Here is a 20,221-nt window from a genome sequence, read left to right on the forward strand (position 1 = left end):
AAGAACTCTGTGACACGTGCCGCATTTATCAGGTGAGATCATTAAACGAGTTGGTGGGAATATCTGCTCTACTTTTTCAATAGCCGGTCGATCTCATCGGCCCGATCCAGCGAGTCATCGATGTAGAAATTCAGGTCCGGCACAATGCGCATGTGCTTGCCTATACGGCCACCCAATTGCCCACGTAGGCGATGGCTCTGTGCTTTGATCGTATCGATAACGCCTTGCTTGTCCTTTACCGGAAAGAGGCTAAGGTAAACCTTTGCCAATCCGAGGTCCGGACTTATGCGCACCGCTGATACCGTGATAAGCCCGCCCGGTAGGAAATTGCGCCCTTCGAGCTGGAAGATCTCCGCTAGCTCGCGTTGCAGCATGCTATTGACCTTGTTCTGTCTTAAAGTGTCCATTGGTGGGCGAAGGTAGTGGGTGAGCGTCAGGTTCCGTATGGTTCCTACCAACCGCCGGGTCGAACCGGTAACTTCGCGACCTTCAACCTGAATGCGCAATTTCTTCCGGATACTCGCTTACGGTAAGCCGTACAGGCATTTTGCCGCGCTGAACGCGGTGTTCAACTTGTTGGGAACGCTGTTCCACCTGGCTTCGTTACTGCTTTTTATTCCCTTTTTGAGGTTGTTACTGGGTCAGGTACAAATGGTGCATGAACGCCCCGCTGCCTTATGGACCCGCGAAGGATTGGAAGGAACGTTCAATTGGGGGCTCACCGTGCTTATTGAGGAACGCGGGCAAATGGGGGCATTGTTGGTGATCAGTATCTGCGTGGTGGTGCTTTTCCTTTTCAAGAACCTATTCCGTTACCTCGCACTCGTAGCGATCTGTAATTTCCGCAACTTGATCGTTCGCGATGTGCGCGCTGCGATCTACGGGAAGATGATGTCGTTGCCGTTAAGCTATCACAGCGGCGAGCGGAAAGGCGATCTGCTCTCGTTGATCACCAACGATATGCAAGTGATCGAGTACTCGGTGATGTTCTACATCGAAATGGTATTCCGCGAGCCGATCGCTGTGATCCTGTTCTTGGCCACCATGGTGACGCTTTCACCGCAACTCACCTTGATCTCATTGTTGCTCCTGCCGATCAGCGGTCTGTTGATCGGTCGCATCAGTAAAAGTCTGAAACGCCGGAGCAACCGCGTTCAGGAAAAGAGCGCCGATGTGTTGGCACGGGTTGAAGAAACATTGACGGGTATCCGCGTAGTGAAAGCCTTCAACGGCGAGGCGGATATGGAGCGGCGTTTTGCACGCGAGAATGAGATGCTCGCCCGCAGCAGTATCGCCATGCTGAATCGGCAGGATATTGCATCGCCTTTGAGTGAGACCATGGGTGCTGCGGTCATGGCCGCGATCGCATACATCGGCGGTTCGTATGTTCTGGGTGCTACACCCTCGTTGACCGGAGACAGCTTCCTTGGGTTCATCATCATCTTCTCGCAGTTGTTGGCACCGATCAAAGGATTTTCGCAAGGGTATTCAGCAATTACAAGAGGTGGTGCTAGTGGTCAACGCATTTTCGATCTACTCGCAGTAGAGAATACGGTGAAGGAAAAACCGGATGCGGCACCGATCACCGCTTTCAATGATCGGATCACTTACAAGAAGGTCTCATTCGCGTACGATGCAATTTCAGGTGACAAGAACAGTAGTGCATTCACTACGGTCCTGAACGAGATCGATCTGGAGATACCGAAAGGACACAGTGTTGCTTTGGTAGGAATGAGCGGCGGTGGAAAGACGACCATGGCTGGTCTGCTTCCACGCTTCTTTGATGTTACCGGTGGCGCGTTACTGATCGACGGTCATGATATCCGCGACCTCCGAATTAGCGATCTGCGGTCTTTGATGGGTATCGTTACGCAAGAGAGTATTTTGTTCAACGATACCATCGCGAATAACATCGCGTTCGGAACACCCGGTGTGGCCATGGCGGACATTGAACGCGCTGCCCGGATCGCGAATGCACACGATTTCATTGTGGCCATGGATGGTGGCTACCAAACGAACATCGGTGATGGTGGGAACCGTCTCAGTGGTGGGCAAAAACAGCGGATCAGCATTGCACGGGCTGTGTTGAAGAACCCTCCGATACTGATCCTGGATGAAGCAACAAGTGCCTTGGATACTGAGAGTGAACGGCTGGTGCAGGATGCGCTTTTCAAGATGTTGGAAGGCCGAACAAGTTTGGTGATAGCGCATCGTTTGAGCACCATCCAACATTGCAATGAGATCTGCGTGATGCAGGAAGGACGTATCATCGAGCGCGGAACGCATAAACAGTTGTTCGAGGCCAATGGTCAATACCGGAAGCTTTGCGATATGCAGGCATTCGCGTAGATCCAACTCGTAAACGCACCGTCGTTCATGCTCACCAACGGATCACAGTCGCAACGGATCTTTGGTCTGGATGTTATGCGGGCACTGGCGATCATACAGGTCGCGTACAGCCATTCGCTTGAACTGCTCGGAGCCTATTGGCCACCGGATCTTTCAATAAGTTATGTTGATGGTGTGGATCTGTTCTTCGTTCTTAGCGGTTTCCTGGTGGGTGGTATTTTACTGCGCTCGCTGGAAGAAAATGAACTGCCTTGGTACAAAGCGTTGTTGAATTTTTGGCAACGACGATGGCTTCGTACACTGCCCAATTACTACTTGTTCCTATTCGTGAACATCGGGTTGGCCTATGCAGGTGTCTCGCGAGGAGTACTTCACACAAATACGTGGGCTTATTTCCTCTTCCTCCAGAATTTCCATGTTCAACTCGGACTCATGTTCTGGGAGTCCTGGTCATTGGCAGTTGAAGAATGGTTCTACTTGCTTTTCCCGATCGCTGTGCATGGTGTGTTGCGGTTGATCAAACTGCCTATACGCTATGCATTCTTGTTGGCGACAATGGTCATGATCATACTTCCCACGGTGATCCGCTTTTCGTACATCGATGGGATCGAATCACTCTTCCAGCAGGATCTGATCATCCGCAAGTTGGTCGTGAATCGTTTGGACATGATCGGCTTTGGTGTGCTTGCTGCGTGGTTCCATCACTACTACAGAGAAGCATGGAGTAAGTTGAAGTGGTTCGCTTTCATAGTGGGTGTGCTTGGCTATTGGCTCGCAACAATACCGTGGAGCATGACCAATGTCGGCTACTTGTCCACATGGTATTTCACGTTCATCAGCATTGCATTGGCCATGACATTGCCCGTTCTTTCTTCGTGGTATTCAACCGCGAAGTTTACCAAGCCCGTTGAGTTCCTGAGTACCATCAGCTATGCACTTTACCTCGTGCACTTGCCGCTGCGCTACTTCTTCTTGGACGCAGCTGAAGGACTTTCAAAGTCGGAAACAGTTCTTCTTTACGCTGGTTTCTGGGCGACTTCCATCTTTGCCGCAGCAGCAATCTACCGCTGGTATGAATTGCCTTTTATGCGGTTGCGGGGAAAGGTCACGGAGCTGTTGGTAGGTCGAAGTGCTCGATAGGGATCCGTATTATTTTCCATTCCCTGGCCTACGGAACCGTTGCTCAGATCAGTTCGATTGAACGTGTAAAGTGGTTCTCGATCCGGGTTACTTTGGCACAACCCTAATGTACTATCATGAGGTATAAGCGAAGACTGGTTCTAACGATCTTCAGTTGCATGTTGATGGGTCTGCTTTGCGCTGAGCCTTGTCACACGATCGCATCTGGAAATTGGAACGATCCAGCAGTTTGGGATTGTGGTTGTGATCCGGTACTGTGTGATACGCTCTATGTCGAACACGACCTCCTAACAACTGATCCAGTGGTGTACATCGACGCCGCTTATCTACGGATCGAAGCGAGCGGATCATTAACGGGTTCATCTGAAGTGAATATTACCTCAACAGTGGATAATTTCGGCCTCATTGATGAATCATGGCTGGATTTCTTTACTCAAGGCTATATGCGCAATACGGGAGTTCTTGTAGCCGATTTTTTTATCATGTCGAAAGATTCGTGCGTCAATTACGGTACGTTTACAGTGAACGATACGATCATTAATGGATTCGGAAGTAGTTTTTATAATTATGCACTGATGGAAGTTGCTGTTTTTGGTAACCTCGGATTCTTCGATAATGTAAGTGTCGGCTCCTCATTGACAGCTCAATATATTGAGGGTAGATCATTGGCTAATTATGGTACGATCTATGTCTCGGGAGCAATTAGACTTTCCTCCATTATTGAAAATACAGGCAGTATCGTTACCGCTACTTTACAAGTAAGTACTGGTCTCGAAACACACGGGACCATCACTTGTTCAGACTCTTTGATAACTGGATTGCCGGGGTTAGGTTCGGCGGAAATATCTAAAATATTCGGAGGGGCGTTAGTTGAAACCAATGTTTTCTTTAATCCAGAACCATGTAGAGTGTTTGGTAGTGGCACGATGTGTATTTCCGGTGAGTCCACTAACGAAGGAAGCATTGAAGGCACGCTCCGCATCTGCGACACTTCCCCAACATCAACGGAATGGCCCTATTTGGACGTGAATACAGGAATAGTTGAAAGCTCGGTGATCGTTTGCCAGCCGGGGCTGTGCTCAGTTGGAATTGACGAGGTCAGTAACGCTCCTCAACTTTTGGTTTACCCGAACCCAAGTAGCGATGCAGTGGTGTTTGAACTTGGGTCATCTTCTGTAAAGTCGATCGAACTTGTGGATGGATCCGGAAGAATGATCCGGATCATGCAAGGTCCGTTTTACGAGCAAGTAACATTGCAACGGATGGCTCTGGAAGCAGGGTGTTACTTCGTCTTGGCCTACGATGCACAAGGTAGTTTGACGGGACGAAGCCAGCTGGTCTTCATAAATAACTGAAGAGCTTGGTTCTTTGTCTTCCGTGAAATAGACCGTTCCTTGTTCATTCTCGCCTTTCCTGAAAGTGAGAGCAGAAATTCAAGTTCCCTCATGGTCAAGAGCTACTTTGGCGTAACCAATTGATCGGTCATGTGGAAAATAAGGGCCTTGATCCTGTTGATCTCTAGTTTCGCAATGGCTGGGCCAGTTTTGGCGGAGGCGTGCCATACGATAGCTTCAGGTAACTGGAACGACTCAACAGTTTGGGATTGCGGATGTGATCCGAGTGCGTGCGACACCTTGATCGTGTCGCACGCCATGGTAGCGACTTTGCCTGACACGGAGATCAATGCAACTTTTTTACGGATCGAACCAGCTGGTTCGATCACAAGTAACGGCCAGTTATCCGTGTTCGGAACATTGCATAATTATGGTTCGATCGATGTTGTGCGGATGTGGTGCTTTTATTCTGGAACGTTTAGGAATTATAGCAACATTGTAGCTGATGTGTTCATTAACGTCAAAGACACTTGTTTCAATTTCGGTAGTATTCAGGCCAATGATTCGATCGTAAATGGCTGGGGGCGCAATATGCACAATTGGAGTGGAGTCCTTCAGGGTAATGTGATACTGAATTTAGGTATGATACATAACCTCGGTGCAACATGTTCACTGATGGGAGCTGAGTACAACGGAAGGTTGCAGTCGAATGAAGGGTCTATTAGTATTGTAGGTCGAGTAGAATTATCGCTTCTAGTGCAAAATTCGGGATCGATCACGGCAGGATCACTTCATGTACTTAACGGCTTTGAAAATGATGGGATCATTATTTGCACTGACTCATTGATCAATGGGGTTCCGGAATTTCAGGCGATTTCCAATAACCATATTAACGCAATTGTTGAGACACAAAATTTTCTGAATCATCAGAGTTGCGAGATCCGTGACCAAGGGACCATTTGTATTTCAGGTACGTCGATCAATAATGGCACATTAGGGAACTTCGCACACATCTGCGACACATCCCCAACAACAACCGAATGGCCGTATTTGGATGTCAATACTGGAATTGTGGAGAGCTCAGTGATCATTTGCCAACTGGGTCTGTGCTCGGTCGGTATCGGTGAGTACAGTAACCTGGCGCAACTAACAGTTTACCCCAACCCAAGTAGCGATGCAGTGGTGATGGAGTTGGGGTCAGCGGCTGTTAAGTCGATCGAACTTGTGGATGGATCAGGTCGAATAATACGTACAATGCAAGGGCCATTTCGCGAGCAAGTAACGATGCAACGCATGGGTCTGGAAGCTGGATGCTACATCGTCATGGCCTATGATGCCCAAGGAAGTTTGTTGGGTCGAAGCCAGGTCATTTTCGTGGATCCTTGAGCAATTGTTCCAGTGATCAGTAGAGGGTGAACGGAGGTTACCATTCACCATTCACCTATCACTATTCGCTATTCACCACTAGGTCACTCCTTCTTCTTGAATAACCGATCAAAGAACCCTGGGTCTTTCTTCACCTCTTCCTCGATCTCGGTGTAATCCGTTGGTTTGGTATAATCAGGTTGCGGAACCGCTTCCACTGGTTCTTCATTTGGTTTGAACAGGCCTTCGAAGAAACGCTCGATCGCGGTTCCACTGCGACGTGCGTCACAATCCAGATCCACTTCCGTATTCGCTAACCAATCGAACGACCGGATATACCGCTTGCGCAGATCAGGTGCTTTTTCAATGTCCTTCAGTACAAGGCCAACGATCGGCAACGCCAAATGACCACCCGTTCCATTCGCGCCTTGGAAATGCACGTCCGGTTCAAACGCTCCTACCCAAGCCCCTACGACAAGACCTGGCGTATAGGTCACGAACCATGCATCGCTGTAGTTCTGTGAGGTACCGGTCTTCCCTGCAAAAGGCCCCGTGATCCCATACCGGCTTCGCAGTGCTGTTCCGGTTCCTTGGTCCACTGCACGTTGCAACATGGTGGTGATCGTTGCTGCGGTCGCCTCGCTCACGGCCACGGAACTTCGCGATGGTTTCGCTTCGTAGATCACCTTTCCTTTCGCATCCGTTATACGTGAGATCAGTTGTGGACGAACGCGTCTGCCTTTCATTGCGAACGCTCCGTATGCCGGAACGATCTCCGTGAGCGATACGTTGGTAGCGCCCAAGGCCACCGCAGGTTTTGCAGCTTCGCCATATGGTATGCCGAGTGACTTCATCGTCTGCCGAACGGTATCCACTCCGGTCCTGAAATAGAGATCGACCGTGGGTCGGTTCATGCTTTTGGTGAGCGCATACCAGAGCGCAACTTCACCACCGATCGTGTCCCGATCGAAATTGTCCGGTGCCCAGTCCTCGAATTCTGCGTAGGTCTTTTTCTCATTGTCCAAATAGGTGCAGGGCAACATGCCACGCTCCAATGCTGCGGCATAGATCACTGGCTTAATGGTGCTTGCGATCGGATGCCGTGCTTGCACAAGATCATAAGGCAAATAGCGATGGTCATTCCCACCTACCCAAGCACGTACGGCACCGTTACTGGGGTCCATCATCAATACAGCGCCGTTCAACAAGGTCCGGTAATGCCAGAGGCTGTCGCGGTAGCTCAACGTGTCCACCACGCGTTGTTCGTGTTCGTAGATCTCCGTGATCAATTGTGCATTCGCTTTCCATTTCTTGGAAGGCTTTTTATTCTGCCGCTGTTCCCAATACTTCCGCGCTTTCGAACCGCGTAGTTCGCGATCCAACTTGGGTTGCATCGTCGATAAATGCTCATGAACCGCTCTGTATGCACTGAGCTGCAACGCCGGGTCCAAGGTGGTCGTAATGCGAAGACCGTCTTTCTTCAGATCGTACTTCGTTCCGCTTTTTTTCTCGATCCCCTGCAGGATTACATCCGCTTCCTGCTGCACTTTCGCATTGAAGTAACCGTAACGATCGAATGCATCCACTCCAGAATAGCGAAGGAGGATCGGCAGTTTTTTTAGACTGTCCTCAGCAGTTGACGTAAGGTAATTACGACCCTGCATCAAGCCCAACACTTGATCTCTTCGATCTTTGGAATTCTTCGGATTCAGTCTTGGATTGTAGGTGGTGTTCGCTTTGAGCATGCCCACCAGTACGGCGCTTTCCTGCACGTTCAACCGGTTCGTGGTTTTGCTGAAATAACGATGCGCCGCAGCTTCGATCCCATAAACATTTTCTCCGAAAGGAACCGAATTGAAGTAGAGGACGAGCACCTCGTTCTTCGTGAGCATCCGCTCCAAACGTTGCGCTACCAAAGCCTCCTTCATCTTGTTCACCGGCGTGGTGAGCATGCCGTGTTTGCCACGACCATACAGGTTCTTAATAATCTGTTGCGAGATGGTGCTGCCGCCGCCGCCACTTCTGTCACGACCCAATAACGTACGGAAGAATACACGCACGTACGATCTGCCGTCCACCCCTTCATGGGAGAAAAATCGGGCATCCTCCGTAGCGACCAACGCGTTGATCAAATGCTGTGGAAGGTCCTCGAATTTTACGCTGGTACGATCCTCTGCGAAGATCTTTCCAATAGTGGATCCATCATATCCAAGGATCAACGTGGCCTGCTCATGTCTGATCTCCTTGAAATCGTCCTCAGAGGGCAACTCGCCGAACATGCCGCTGCGCACGCTTTGCATGAACGCGAAGAATCCGATCAAAAGCACTGCCAACAGGATCAATAGGAACTTGACCCAATTCACGCGCACTCCTGTGCCTTTCTTCTTGGCCTTTTTCTTGGGCTTCGCGGCCATCACCTACGGTAATTCACCCCCCGCCAAGTATTCATCCTTGAACAAAAGATCACTCTCGTAAGGATAGCGCGCTACATGCAAAGCCTTTACGCGCTCGTATAACAGCTTGCGCAGCCCATCAATATTCTGGCGATCGGCAGCGCTTATGAAAATGACCTCTTCGCCTTCCATTCGCGCCATCCATGTGCTTTTCAATTCTTCCAACGTGAACTGGTCCACACGTTTCGGAGCAAGGTCGTCAGGGTCATGCGGCGTTGGGCGGTAAGCATCGATCTTGTTGAACACAACGATGACAGGCTGATCACCGGCCCCGATCTCATTCAACGTTTGCTTCACGGTCGCGTACTGCTCCTCGAAGTTGTGGTGACTGATATCCACGACATGCAACAAGAGATCCGCTTCGCGTGTTTCATCCAACGTGCTTTTGAAACTCTCGATCAATTGTGTGGGCAGCTTCCTAATGAACCCTACCGTATCGGACATCAGGAAGGGCAGGTTGCCCAGCACGATCTTCCTTACGGTGGTATCCAGCGTAGCGAACAATTTGTTCTCAGCGAACACTTCACTCTTGCTCAACAAGGTCACCAATGTGCTCTTACCAACGTTCGTATAACCCACAACGGCCACGCGGATCAATTTGCCGCGGTTGCCACGTTGGGTGGCCATTTGGCGATCGATCTGCTTCAGCTGTTCTTTCAATAGTGAGATGCGGTCGCGTACCAATCGACGGTCGGTCTCGATCTCTTTTTCACCAGCACCACCGCGTGTTCCGGTGCCGCCACGTTGCCGTTCCAAGTGTGTCCACAATTTTGTGAGACGGGGTAACATGTATTGGTTCTGCGCCAACTCTACTTGCGTCTTCGCGTGCGCCGATCGTGCTCTTCGAGCGAAAATATCAAGGATCAACCGTGGCCTATCGAGTACCGGTATACCCAGCACTTTCTCCAGATTCCGCTGTTGCGCTGGGGAGAGTTCATCGTCAAAGATCACGGAATCCGCTCCGTGTTCCTCGACCCATGTCTTTATTTCATTCAGTTTGCCACTCCCGATATAATAGCGCCCATCGGGTCTTTGCAATCGTTGCGTGAAACGCTTCAAGGTCTTGATGTCTGCTGTCGTTGCAAGGAATTCCAGCTCATCCAGGTATTCCTTGAGCTGTTGTTCATCCTGCTTCTCAGTGATCAGGCCAATAAGCACAGCGGTCTCGGTCTTCCCCGAGAACTCCAACGGATCCATCATTCTGTCTTGCGAAGGGACTGCACGTATTCAGCGACAGCTTCGATCTGCTTGGTTGTAAGGATGTTCTCGTATGGAACCATGTTGCCTTTGCCGTTCGTGACCATTGAAATGATCTCTTCCTTGGATAATACCGATACGGAAAGGTCCTTCGCTTCTCCCATTCCAAGATCACCCGTACTGCCGTGACACAATTTACAATTGGCTGCGTAGATCTCAGCACCATTCGTGCCTTTACTAGCTAATGTGTCGGGAGATGGATCCGTTCCGCTGCTACAAGCAATTATCGAGATCGTGAAGAGGATGGGGAGTACGATCGGTCGCATCAGAGCCATTGATACATGTGATTGAACTTTGCCATGAATGGCCAAGGGATCATTGCGAACATGAGTAACAAGCCGATCAAGTAGAACACTGCAATTCGTAGTTGTTTGGAGGATTCAGTATTCGTTTTCTTACTTAGAACACGACCGATCGTTATCAACGCAACTGCGACAATCATCGTACCGATGTGTTCCATTTTCCAGAAACGAAGCATGTCCGAACCTGCTCCGAACCGCTCTTCGAATGAGCCATATCGCGTAACGTATAGCAAGAGCCCGATGACCAGCTGAACATGGCAAAGGATCATCCCAATAATTGCCGCCGCCCGTTCCCATGAAAGGATCGGTGACTTTGTGAGATAGCCACGCAGGGCAGCAAAACCCGCAACTGCAACGGTGCCGAGTACGGCATAGCGTAGCAGACTGTGTATAAAGGCAAAGAATTCCATAATGGTCGAAGCGTTGATCTGGTTCCGGAGAGCGGCGCGAATTTAAGGCCACAGGGGTTAGGTCCTAGGAGGTGGTCCGTGAATTTCGACAAGATCCGGTGTTGCGTGTGTCCCGGTGGAACGCTACTGAGACCTATTGACGCGCAATGGTCTGGCATATCTTGGGCGTGAATTATGCGAAGATCGTTGACCGTAGTGATCGTATTCGTGTCGGTGATCACAGCAATGGTGATCTGGTGGAACATTGCGATCCACCGAACTGAATTGCCGGGATCCGTTGCCGAATATGATCAAGTCGATGCATTGCTTACGTCACTCGGACCACCCATGCACAACGGTGTTCCGGAACGTATGCAACGCTTGTTCCCGGAAGGTGAGGCGTTCAGTTATGCGTTGTATGGCCTTGCAAATTGTAATTCAGCGCGTTGGTGTGATCATGATCTGAAACTGAAACGGATCGATCAAGCGCGTTGGGCGTTGAATGCATTGGAAAGTGAACGTGTTCGCGGACGTTTCCCGGAGTTGTTACCACCAGAACATGGCATTTTTCATGCAGGCTGGTCGGCGTATTTGCACGGGTCCATTCTGCAAACTACCGGGATCGAAGCTATTTCCATTGAAGAGCGTCACGCGTTCATTCGGCGTTGTGATACGATCGCGTCCACCTTCATTCACGCGCCTACACCATTCCCGGAGTCATACAATGGCATGGCTTGGCCAGCGGATGCAACAGTCGCAATGGCGGCATTGGCGCTCCATGATCGCATCCTTCTCGACAGGTTCTCGGATGTGCGCCGGACTTGGGTGCAACACGTGCGGCGCAGCATGGGTCAGAACAAGGGAGTAGCCCACGAATGGGATCCGGAGACCAACTCTGCGTTACGTGAAATGCGTGGGTCTTCGTTGGCATTGATGTGCCTCTTGTTGCCTGAGATCGATAGCACGTTCGCTAAAGAACAGTTCATTACATTTTCAGGTTATTTTTTCGACGAGATCCTTGGCGTGCCGGTTGTCAACGAATTTCCCAAGAACAATAAGGGTGCGGGCGATATCGATTCCGGGCCATTGATCTTCGGCACCGGACCAGTGGCTATGATCGTTGGCGCTGGTGCGTGCAGAGCGAATGGCGATGTGTTCCATGATCTGGAAATGAGCAGCACCGTCGACGGTTTCGGTTTTCCACTAGGTACCGATGAACGGCGCTACTTATTCGGTGCAATGCCGATCGCCGATCTGTTCATTGCATGGTGCCGATCGCAACCGGTGCGCGCATCCATGGAGCGACCAAGCCCGCGATTCCTGCGGTTCCATTGCTATTCGTTGTTCCTGCTTTTCCTGATCTGGTTACCGCCCTTCATTTGGTGGCGCAGGCAAAGGCCCGTGCGGTGATCAGCGAAGTTCAATAACCCAACTTCCCTCGAACGCGATCAAGAACCCCGCGTGCAACAACAGTTGCTATTTCGGCACCGATCTTTAGTTGTTCATCCAGTGTGGGAAGATCATTCATCAAGCGGTCGTACTCCGATCGTTCGTTCTTGAACACATCAAGAAGTACGGCGAGCAATTCCTTTTTCGCGTGGCCGTAACCATAACCACCAGCTAGGTAATTCTTACGCATGGTCTCGGTACCTTCCGGAGATCCCACTAAACGATATAGCGCAAAAACCTTGCATGTATCCGGATCCTTGGGTTCTTCCAACGCTTTGCTGTCGGTCATGATGTTCATGACTTCCTGCTTGAGTTGTTTCTCCGGCGCGAAAAGGCTCAGCAGATTGCCTCTACTCTTGGACATCTTCTCCCCATCGGTACCGGGAACCGTCATCACATTCGTGTCGATGAGCGAATCGGGTAACACAAATGTTTCACCCATTTGATGGTTGAACCGTTCCGCGACATCCCGTGTCATCTCGATGTGTTGTTTCTGGTCCTTTCCTACGGGTACCACGTTCGCATCGTACAACAGAATATCCGCAGCCATCAGCATGGGATACGTGAACAGGCCCGCATTCACATCCTCCAACCGGTCCGCCTTATCCTTGAAACTATGTGCCAATGCCAACCGCGAGTAGGGGAAGAAACAGCTCAGATACCACGTCAATTCAGCCGTCAAAGGCACATCGCTCTGGCGGTAGAAAACCGTCTTCTTAAGATCGAGTCCACAAGCCAGCCAAGCCGCTGCCACGCCGTACGTATTGGTACGCATGATCGCAGGATCCTTGATCTGTGTTAGACCATGCAGGTCCGCGATGAACAGGAAGGATTCGTTCTTGGTATCGTTCGCCATGGCAATTGCCGGACGGATAGCGCCAAGAACATTACCCAAGTGTATGGTGCCGGTCGATTGGATCCCGGTCAGAATTCGTGCCATGGGTCCAAATTTAGCGCGACATCTTCCGTTGGGCAGGACTTTCCGCGAAATGGCCGGTACCGCAAGTCGCTCAGAAAGGTCGGATTATCTTCGCGACCCTTTTTGGGACCATGGGTCAGAGCGTTGATAATGAATTCCGGTCGCGGATCCTTACCCCACAGGATCGCGTAGCCACTAGTGAGAGCCGCAGGAATACGGTGTTCAAGCTGGTCTTCATGCCGCTACGTGTGCTGTACAAGGTGTGGTTCGCACTGGTCTTTTTTCTGTCGTTGGCGATCCTTTATATCCCATTCAGGATCCTCTTGCACCGTCCGGACCGCTATCAACGGGCATTCCGACTGAAGCGCTGGTGGGCTTATTTCCTGCAATGCGGTTCCGGTGTGTTCGTTCGGATCGAGCGCAGAGGTGAGTTGCCTGAAGCACCGTACATCATCTGTTGCAATCACAGCAGTTACCTGGACATCATCCAGATGTACAATGTGGTGCCGCACTATTTCCTGTTCATCGCGAAATATGAACTGCTCAATTGGCCGCTCTTCAACATCTTTTTCAAGAACATGAACATCACGGTGAACCGCAGTGATCGCAGTTCGGCCGCGAAGGCATTCCGCAAAGTCGCGCAGGCCATTGACCGCGGCACCAGCATCGCCATGTTCCCGGAAGGAGGGATCCCACCGTTCGTTCCGCGCATGAAACCGTTCAAGGACGGCGCCTTTAAGCTTGCTATTGAAAAGCAGATCCCGATCGTACCCATCACCTTTCGCGATCATTGGCGCTTGCTCGGCGAACCCACTGAATTGTTCAGCAGAGGCAGGCCGGGGATCTCCCGCACCATCATTCATCCTGTTATTTCCACCAAAGGCCTTACTGAAGCCGATCTGGTAACTTTGCGGCAGGAGGTGTACCGCATCATCGAAGAACCTCTCTTGCAGGACCAATGAAGATCGACGAAAAGACCTTGGATAGGGTCGCGAAACTCGCACACCTGGATTTCAGTGACCCCGTTGCACGTACCGCCATGCTTGCCGATATGGAACGGGTGATCGGTTTCGTTGAAAAACTCAACGAGGTAGATACTACAGGCATTGAACCTTTGATCTTCATGACCGAAGAGAACGACGTGCTGCGCGAGGATGTCATCGTTCCGGAGGATATTGTATCCAAGGCCGATGCACTGAAGAACAGTCCGGTGAAGGACAGCGATTATTTCAAGGTTCCGCGTGTTGTGGACAAAGGGTAGGGGTGAAGTGTTCCGTACTTCAGTGCGCAGTAGTTGCGTGCTATCTGTTCGATCATAGTTGACCAGGTTGCCAAATACCCCGATCAAGGTATTTCAGTGCGCATTGCGTGATCTCACCTTTGCGGTTCATATGATCAGCTTTATGAACGCTCTTTTAATTGGTGGTATTGGTCGGTTCTTCAGGTATTCAAGCGTCGCTTTTCTACCAGTGCTTTTTGGTTTAGCACCTGTGTGGGTGGTCGCTCAAACTGGAAGTGTATCAGGAGCCGTAACGGATGAACAGGGTGCCCCGATCCCCTTCGTTGGCGTATCTCTGGGGCCGAACGGATCAACGATCGTTGCTGATGCGAATGGTAAGTTCGGTTTCAATGCACTTGCTCCCGGATCCTATTCCGTTCGCTACACCAGCGTAGGCTATGAGGTGGTGGAAAAACAGATCCAGGTCACGAACGGCGCTGTAACGAATGTTGCTCAGCCCCTTGCTGAAAATGTAGTTGACCTTAAGGCCTTTTCAGTGCTTAGTTCCATCACTGGTGGAAGTGGTCCTTCCCGCACCATGGCCGGTTCGGCATGGTACATTGGTCCGAAGGAGATCGAAGCACAGGCAACTACCGACATTCACCGCCTGTTACGGTCCGTGCCCGGCGTGAATATCCAAGAGGAAGATGGTTTTGGCCTTCGCCCGAATATTGGACTGCGCGGTGCCGGTTCTGAGCGCTCGTCCAAGATCACTTTGATGGAAGATGGTGTGTTGATCGCCCCTGCACCGTATGCCTCACCGGCCGCCTATTACTTTCCGGTAACTGGTCGTATGCATGCTGTGGAGGTGGTGAAAGGCAGCAGCCAAGTGCGCTACGGGCCACTGACAACAGGCGGTGCGGTAAACCTGATCTCGACACCGGTCCCGGATAAAGAGCAAGCGATGCTCGGCATGTGGGGCGGATCATTCGGTACGCGGAATTTGCACGCCAATGCAGGCGCTACTGTTGGTCGCCATCAATTCTTAGCGGAAACTTTTCAGCAAGGATCTGATGGATTCAAGCAATTGAGCAATGGAGGAAATACTGGATTTGATAAGCAGGATTATCTCGGTAAGTGGCAATGGACCTCATCGGATTCCGGACGCGTGCAACATGCAATTGCCGTGAAAGCGGGATACACCAAAGAGAACAACAACGAAACCTACCTCGGGCTTACAGCTACTGACTATGCGAATGATCCCTATTCGCGATATGCCGCTTCAGCAAAGGACAATATGCGTTCGGAACATGATCTTGCAAGTGTGCGGTATGCACTGCGCCTCAAGAAGGGTCCCGAGATCGCTGCGACATTCTACAGAACGAACACCTTTCGCAACTGGTACAAATTGGATAAGGTGACCGACAGCACTGGGACGTCAACCGGGATCAGTGAATTGCTAAGCGATCCACAGGCACATTCCGACGCGTTCAATACGCTGCGCGGAAATACATCCGCGGATGATGCTCTTTCGATCAAAGCGAACAACCGCAATTACCAATCGTCCGGTGCGCAACTGATCGTTACGCATACGATCCAACGCGCGAAAACAAAGCAGGGTCTTGAAGCTGGGGTCCGTTTGCACAGTGATTACATGGATCGCTTTCAATGGACCGATGGATGGCGCATGAACAACGGCGAACTTTATCAGACCAGCAGTGGTGTGCCTGGAACGGAAAGCAACAGGATCGCGACGGCCGATGCGATCGCGGCGCATGCAGCGTACGATCTGGACCTCGGTCGTCTTGCCATTCATCCTGGCATTCGCTACGAGCATATCGTTATGGCGCAAGATGATTTTGGAAAACAAGATCCCGGGCGCACAGGAAATGCATTGGGCACCACTACGAATACAGTGGATGTGTGGATACCCGGTATAGGTGCTGATCTTGAATTGAGCAAATTGGTCAGCGTGTTCGCAGGTTTACACAAAGGCTTCTCTCCTCCGGGTGTTCAACCGGGCACGTTGCCGGAATCCAGCATCAATTACGAGTTGGGTGTTCGCGTGGAGCGCACGGGTCTGAATGTGCAATTGATCGGCTTCCTGAACAACTACAGTGAGATGCTCGGTAGCGATCTAGCAGCAGCCGGAGGAAGTGGTACGGGTGATCTTTTCAACGCCGGAAAAGCAGTGGTGCAAGGCGTGGAATTCTATGCGAATTGGGATGTGCTGAACGGGTTGAGTACGCGGATGCGCATGCCGCTATCGGTTGCATACACGTTCACTGATGCGCGATTCGGTTCCAGTTTCAATAGCAGTTTCGAACCATGGGGCAATGTGCTGGAAGGTGATCGCATACCATATACTCCAACGCACCAGATCAACGGACGGCTCGACCTTGTTACAGGAAAATTCACTTGCGGCATTAGTGCAAACTATCAAAGCGAAGTAGCAACGGTTACCGGTTCACTCAACGATGCCAACACAACGATCATCGCCGCGCGAACGATCGTAGATGCGAATGCGTCGTACCGTTTCAACGCGCACTTCGAGGTGTTCAGCACGGTAGCGAACCTTGGTAACACCGTGTACCAAGCAGCGCAACTACCCGCAGGCTACCGACCCGGAATGCCGCGGATGGTGCAGGGTGGCGTTCGGTTGCGGTTCTGAGAACGTTATAGGTGATCCTTGTGGATCGGCGTGAAGACCATGTTTGGGATGATGCGCATTCAAAGGCCGAAGGGTTCTCCGCCATGCAGCGGAAGACCACTGCGGAGGCTCGACCGCGTGGGTTAACCCTGCGCGGATTCAAATGTTGCTTGTTTGGGGCGGTTTTTTGTGGTTCTCTTGGAGTTTTGTAATGCGGGGTTTGTGCTATTGAAGACCGAAGATTGATTGTATAACATCAAGGCTATCGAGAACAATATGAAGACCCCCTCCTACTTGCATTTGGGCGCAATATGTTTCCGCTTCAGGTGAGTCCATGACCGGTACAGTAGTTCCGTTAGAAAATACTAAGCAGGTATTGCACGATTGCACTGCGTTATTTTTGCACGGCAGTGGGACAATGTCATAGGCTTTAGGCAACGTTGTGCGGTCTTCGTACGCGAATAAACGATCACTGTTTTCAACGAGGAATAGGCTTAACGTACTGTCTGCTGAAATGTGCAACAAGGTCTTGCAAGGGAAGTTGACAATTTTAGTATGTCCGTTGGACAGTGCCGTTTGCTGATTAATGGTGTCAACTTGTGAAGACGGTTTCGTACTCCTAACGTTAATTGTATCTGGATTTTGGCAAGCCAACAGACACAATGAAAGAATAATGGCGAAACTTTTAAACCTCCGAAGGGTCTGTCCGGTCCTGGCTTTGAGCCGGGACGGCGGACGACCCTGTGACTCAATAGCGGAATCGTTCATGACCTTCCAAATCTAAGGTAATGTAGACACGCAAACTATTAGCTTGGTTTGGGTACCCTTTTAGCAGCCGAAGGGTTCTCCGCCATGCGGTGGAAGCATCTACGGAGGCTCGTTTCGCGATTCCCCCTGAGGTGGATTAGAGTCGGGCTTCAAGCTATTGACCCGATTTGGTCAAGTTGGAAAATATGGTTGCATCATCCATACGATTGTCCCAGATCAAAAGTATCTTGACACTATCGGAATCAACGGAATAGAACAAGGACACGTTCTTATGCATTACCAACTTTCGAAATTCAGAGCCTTCAACTACAACGCCAATTCCGGGATACACTGCGATACTATGGATCGAATCGTCGATCATGGAATGAAGATCATCAACGATCGTTTCGTCCCACATTCGCCTGACATATTCCGTCAACTCCACCAACGAGCGCGCAGCTAGGGGCGTCCAAACAACCTTCTTGGTCATTTCCGATCCTTCAACAGATCCTTCACCGAGGTGTGCTCAACGCAACCAGAAAGATCCGTTTCGGCAGAGATCCTTAAGAGTTCCATGATCTTTTCAGGAACGGCAACCGTAGTGGCATTCTTGAGCGAATCAAGATGATCCAATACAACTTTATCATTGACCGAGTTGATCCAATTGATAAGCTCGATCTTTTGTTGTTCCAAATTCATACAAGCAAATTTATGGCATTTGGATCAAGCAAGGTGAAGGGGCCATATTCACTTAGCCTGTGGCTCAATAGCGGAATCGTTCAGATCATTCCAAATCTAAGGCAAGGTGGACACGCAAACTATCAGCTTGGTTTGGGCTTCCTCAATGCGCTCGCCCTCACACCTTAACCACTCCATTCCGATAAAGATCAAGCGCGTCCTTCAATATGCCCGTGATCGTATCCATCGGAAGGTCCGCAGTTCGTGCAAGTCTGTCTCGACCCCTGCGAGATCCTATTTGCTGATGACAAGGGTTCTTGTATCTGCCAACTTGGATCCGTGAACAGTGTTGTTGAACAAGTTGCATCCACAGGTTTGATCATATAGCGATCAAATGGAGAACTCATCATCAACTCTAAAATTCCGCTTAACGAGGCTGTTTGCCGATTATTCACCCCTGCCGGACAATTGATCGATGAAAAGAACGTAACAGCAGGCAGTCAGTGGCATATTCCGGTGACGGCTGAGGAGCATTTCATTTTCGTAACGCTTACCACTGCAGAGGGAGTTCATGTTGGGAGGAACTGATCGCGATACACCTTTATCAGCCGCAGTGACGATGCAATACTAGAGGCTGCGGAGGTAGAAAAATACATTCAGAACCTCGGCAAGTCACCTATGCAGGGATCCTGCCGCACCCGCAGTTCCACAGGATCTCGAAGCGCAGACCCGCGCGGGTTCATAAAGTAGGGAACAATGAAAAGTATGGCTACGGTCCGCTCCAAACTGTGTGCGGATCGTGCGAAGAATAGACCGTGAATTATTTCGGCCGTACCAGGTCCATTCCGCACTTGGGGCATTTCGCCGGCCCGTCGGAAACCTCTTCGAGGTGCATGGGGCAGTAATATTGGCCCGTTCCTTTCAATTGAGCCATCCGAGGTTGCGCGGTGAAGAAGCGGAATGAAAGCCCAATGGTGGTGGTGTATTGCGAGCCGACCTGCGTGTAATATTCAGAGGTTTGCATACTCTGATAGAGTGGCACATCAGTGGCGGCATAAATGGTGAACTTGCCTTTGGTAACACTGATCTGGGGAGTGAGGAAGAACTTCTTGTAGCCCGTTGCTTCAGGAAAGTACGTGGAGGGGCTTCCGAAAAGAAGAACGGACGCATTCATCCGCATCCGTGCAACGGTCTCGTAACGGGCTTGCAAGGTGATGCCCAAGCGATCAAGGAATGTTCGGCTCACGAACAATGCCACGCTCGCATAGTCCCCCAATTTTTCGCCGTTCGGGTTCCACCCTTTCTTGATGTAGATGGCGCTCGCGAACACGTTGAGCTTCGATCTGAAACCGTGGTGAAGGAACGTGTAGAAGATAAGGTCCTGGGCGCCCGAGGATAGCTGTACCGACGTTGGCTTCGTTACATAATAGGTATGTCCCGAAAAGGGCTCAACACTTCCAGTTGAATCGTTGTACGATCCAAGTGGGATCTTGTAGCCCAAGCCAATGGTTATCTCGTTGGTGGTCCCTTTTGCTTCGTTATTCTTCTTGTAGATATCGTACTTGGGAAAAACCACAAGATCGCCAATTCCCGAGGAGGTATACGTGGTGGCAGGATCGCTCGCCAGACCGACCTCCTTCTTCAACAAATAGTATCCGCTCTCCAACGACAAGGTCAAACGTTCCGAAATACCATAGGCCAATTTGAAGTACTCGTACTGACTTTGAAAGCTGTCGAAGGTCCGGTCGCTGGCACGTTGATCATTTTTGTAGAACCTATTCGTGTTGATGAACTGGAAGTTGGTATTGAGTTCCATCTGCCGTTCCGCCAAAACCCCCTGAGCAGCTCCTCCTGCAATGCAACTTCCGCTGCCGCCGGCACAGCACTGGGCCTGGATCCGCACAGGAAGGAGCACCATCGTTGCGACAAAAAGTACCAGAATGGCGATCGATCCCTTTATCATCCGGAGC

17 protein-coding genes are annotated in these 20,221 nt (G+C 50.7%); 8 read left to right on the forward strand and 9 right to left on the reverse strand.

Going from position 1 to position 20,221, the window contains the following annotated elements; all coding sequences use genetic code 11:
* Window positions 1–68 precede the first annotated feature (68 nt).
* A complete protein-coding gene (rbfA, locus tag IPF95_06040; GenBank protein MBK6474254.1) occupies window positions 69–407 on the reverse strand; it encodes a 30S ribosome-binding factor RbfA in 339 nt (112 codons plus the stop codon).
* A 91-nt stretch (window positions 408–498) separates the two neighbouring features.
* On the opposite strand from rbfA, the gene IPF95_06045 reads away from it, so the two are divergent.
* The 4 genes from IPF95_06045 (at window position 499) to IPF95_06060 (ending at window position 6,209) form a co-directional block, all read left to right on the forward strand.
* Window positions 499–2,349, forward strand: coding sequence for an ABC transporter ATP-binding protein (locus IPF95_06045; GenBank protein MBK6474255.1), 1,851 nt, complete (start codon window positions 499–501; stop codon window positions 2,347–2,349).
* Window positions 2,350–2,376: 27 nt separating this feature from the next.
* Window positions 2,377–3,489 (forward strand): acyltransferase, encoded by a 1,113-nt coding sequence (locus IPF95_06050; protein ID MBK6474256.1) that lies wholly within the window; start codon window positions 2,377–2,379, stop codon window positions 3,487–3,489.
* 302 nt (window positions 3,490–3,791) lie between these two features.
* Window positions 3,792–4,844, forward strand: a complete 1,053-nt coding sequence (locus IPF95_06055; protein MBK6474257.1) for a T9SS type A sorting domain-containing protein — start codon at window positions 3,792–3,794, stop codon at window positions 4,842–4,844.
* Between the two features lie 129 nt (window positions 4,845–4,973).
* Window positions 4,974–6,209 carry a T9SS type A sorting domain-containing protein gene (locus IPF95_06060; protein MBK6474258.1) on the forward strand — a complete coding sequence of 412 codons (1,236 nt, stop codon included), beginning with the start codon at window positions 4,974–4,976 and terminating at the stop codon, window positions 6,207–6,209.
* An 83-nt stretch (window positions 6,210–6,292) separates the two neighbouring features.
* On the opposite strand, the gene IPF95_06065 is transcribed toward IPF95_06060, so the two are convergent.
* The 4 genes from IPF95_06065 to IPF95_06080 are packed head-to-tail and all read right to left on the reverse strand — an operon-like array spanning window position 6,293 to window position 10,610.
* Complete coding sequence (locus tag IPF95_06065; GenBank protein MBK6474259.1) at window positions 6,293–8,602, reverse strand: transglycosylase domain-containing protein; 2,310 nt, start codon at window positions 8,600–8,602, stop codon at window positions 6,293–6,295.
* Window positions 8,603–8,605: 3 nt separating this feature from the next.
* Window positions 8,606–9,841 (reverse strand): GTPase HflX, encoded by a 1,236-nt coding sequence (gene hflX, locus IPF95_06070; protein ID MBK6474260.1) that lies wholly within the window; start codon window positions 9,839–9,841, stop codon window positions 8,606–8,608.
* On the reverse strand, window positions 9,838–10,164 hold the full coding sequence (locus IPF95_06075) for a cytochrome c (protein MBK6474261.1): 327 nt from the start codon (window positions 10,162–10,164) through the stop codon (window positions 9,838–9,840). The genes hflX and IPF95_06075 overlap by 4 nt, the downstream gene beginning before the upstream one ends.
* Entirely contained in the window at window positions 10,164–10,610 is a 447-nt protein-coding gene (locus tag IPF95_06080; protein ID MBK6474262.1) for a cytochrome B, read from the reverse strand. The genes IPF95_06075 and IPF95_06080 overlap by 1 nt, the downstream gene beginning before the upstream one ends.
* A 174-nt stretch (window positions 10,611–10,784) precedes the next feature.
* Here IPF95_06080 and IPF95_06085 point away from each other — a divergent pair, with 174 nt between their 5' ends.
* Window positions 10,785–11,999 carry a hypothetical protein gene (locus IPF95_06085; GenBank protein ID MBK6474263.1) on the forward strand — a complete coding sequence of 405 codons (1,215 nt, stop codon included), beginning with the start codon at window positions 10,785–10,787 and terminating at the stop codon, window positions 11,997–11,999.
* Between the two features lie 10 nt (window positions 12,000–12,009).
* Here the strand turns inward: IPF95_06085 and trpS are convergent, their stop codons facing one another.
* On the reverse strand, window positions 12,010–12,978 hold the full coding sequence (trpS, locus tag IPF95_06090) for a tryptophan--tRNA ligase (GenBank protein MBK6474264.1): 969 nt from the start codon (window positions 12,976–12,978) through the stop codon (window positions 12,010–12,012).
* A gap of 110 nt (window positions 12,979–13,088) precedes the next feature.
* On the opposite strand from trpS, the gene IPF95_06095 reads away from it, so the two are divergent.
* The 3 genes from IPF95_06095 to IPF95_06105 all read left to right on the forward strand — a co-directional run bounded on the left by IPF95_06095 (window position 13,089) and on the right by IPF95_06105 (window position 16,847).
* Window positions 13,089–13,919 carry a 1-acyl-sn-glycerol-3-phosphate acyltransferase gene (locus tag IPF95_06095; protein MBK6474265.1) on the forward strand — a complete coding sequence of 277 codons (831 nt, stop codon included), beginning with the start codon at window positions 13,089–13,091 and terminating at the stop codon, window positions 13,917–13,919.
* Window positions 13,916–14,218 carry an Asp-tRNA(Asn)/Glu-tRNA(Gln) amidotransferase subunit GatC gene (gene gatC, locus IPF95_06100; GenBank protein MBK6474266.1) on the forward strand — a complete coding sequence of 101 codons (303 nt, stop codon included), beginning with the start codon at window positions 13,916–13,918 and terminating at the stop codon, window positions 14,216–14,218. Before IPF95_06095 ends, gatC begins: the two co-directional genes overlap by 4 nt.
* A gap of 142 nt (window positions 14,219–14,360) precedes the next feature.
* On the forward strand, window positions 14,361–16,847 hold the full coding sequence (locus tag IPF95_06105; GenBank protein ID MBK6474267.1) for a TonB-dependent receptor: 2,487 nt from the start codon (window positions 14,361–14,363) through the stop codon (window positions 16,845–16,847).
* 901 nt (window positions 16,848–17,748) lie between these two features.
* On the opposite strand, the gene IPF95_06110 is transcribed toward IPF95_06105, so the two are convergent.
* The 3 genes from IPF95_06110 to IPF95_06120 all read right to left on the reverse strand — a co-directional run bounded on the left by IPF95_06110 (window position 17,749) and on the right by IPF95_06120 (window position 20,214).
* Window positions 17,749–18,063 carry a type II toxin-antitoxin system RelE/ParE family toxin gene (locus IPF95_06110; protein ID MBK6474268.1) on the reverse strand — a complete coding sequence of 105 codons (315 nt, stop codon included), beginning with the start codon at window positions 18,061–18,063 and terminating at the stop codon, window positions 17,749–17,751.
* Complete coding sequence (locus IPF95_06115; protein ID MBK6474269.1) at window positions 18,060–18,272, reverse strand: hypothetical protein; 213 nt, start codon at window positions 18,270–18,272, stop codon at window positions 18,060–18,062. Before IPF95_06115 ends, IPF95_06110 begins: the two co-directional genes overlap by 4 nt.
* Before the next feature lie 799 nt (window positions 18,273–19,071).
* Complete coding sequence (locus IPF95_06120) at window positions 19,072–20,214, reverse strand: hypothetical protein (GenBank protein MBK6474270.1); 1,143 nt, start codon at window positions 20,212–20,214, stop codon at window positions 19,072–19,074.
* Between the last annotated feature and the right edge of the window lie 7 nt (window positions 20,215–20,221).

This window comes from Flavobacteriales bacterium, from assembly GCA_016704485.1.
GTDB lineage: Bacteria > Bacteroidota > Bacteroidia > Flavobacteriales_F > PHOS-HE28 > PHOS-HE28.

Bases quoted from the DNA above. Each gene is read 5' to 3' on its own strand.
- IPF95_06095 (MBK6474265.1), top strand. From the start codon at position 13,089: ATGGGTCAGAGCGTTGATAATGAATTCCGGTCGCGGATCCTTACCCCA.
- IPF95_06060 (MBK6474258.1), top strand. From the start codon at position 4,974: ATGTGGAAAATAAGGGCCTTGATCCTGTTGATCTCTAGTTTCGCAATG.
- IPF95_06115 (MBK6474269.1), bottom strand. From the start codon at position 18,272: ATGAATTTGGAACAACAAAAGATCGAGCTTATCAATTGGATCAACTCG.
- IPF95_06080 (MBK6474262.1), bottom strand. From the start codon at position 10,610: ATGGAATTCTTTGCCTTTATACACAGTCTGCTACGCTATGCCGTACTC.
- IPF95_06075 (MBK6474261.1), bottom strand. From the start codon at position 10,164: ATGCGACCGATCGTACTCCCCATCCTCTTCACGATCTCGATAATTGCT.
- hflX (MBK6474260.1), bottom strand. From the start codon at position 9,841: ATGATGGATCCGTTGGAGTTCTCGGGGAAGACCGAGACCGCTGTGCTT.
- IPF95_06120 (MBK6474270.1), bottom strand. From the start codon at position 20,214: ATGATAAAGGGATCGATCGCCATTCTGGTACTTTTTGTCGCAACGATG.
- IPF95_06050 (MBK6474256.1), top strand. From the start codon at position 2,377: ATGCTCACCAACGGATCACAGTCGCAACGGATCTTTGGTCTGGATGTT.
- trpS (MBK6474264.1), bottom strand. From the start codon at position 12,978: ATGGCACGAATTCTGACCGGGATCCAATCGACCGGCACCATACACTTG.
- gatC (MBK6474266.1), top strand. From the start codon at position 13,916: ATGAAGATCGACGAAAAGACCTTGGATAGGGTCGCGAAACTCGCACAC.
- IPF95_06085 (MBK6474263.1), top strand. From the start codon at position 10,785: ATGCGAAGATCGTTGACCGTAGTGATCGTATTCGTGTCGGTGATCACA.
- IPF95_06045 (MBK6474255.1), top strand. From the start codon at position 499: ATGCGCAATTTCTTCCGGATACTCGCTTACGGTAAGCCGTACAGGCAT.
- IPF95_06105 (MBK6474267.1), top strand. From the start codon at position 14,361: ATGAACGCTCTTTTAATTGGTGGTATTGGTCGGTTCTTCAGGTATTCA.
- IPF95_06065 (MBK6474259.1), bottom strand. From the start codon at position 8,602: ATGGCCGCGAAGCCCAAGAAAAAGGCCAAGAAGAAAGGCACAGGAGTG.
- IPF95_06110 (MBK6474268.1), bottom strand. From the start codon at position 18,063: ATGACCAAGAAGGTTGTTTGGACGCCCCTAGCTGCGCGCTCGTTGGTG.
- rbfA (MBK6474254.1), bottom strand. From the start codon at position 407: ATGGACACTTTAAGACAGAACAAGGTCAATAGCATGCTGCAACGCGAG.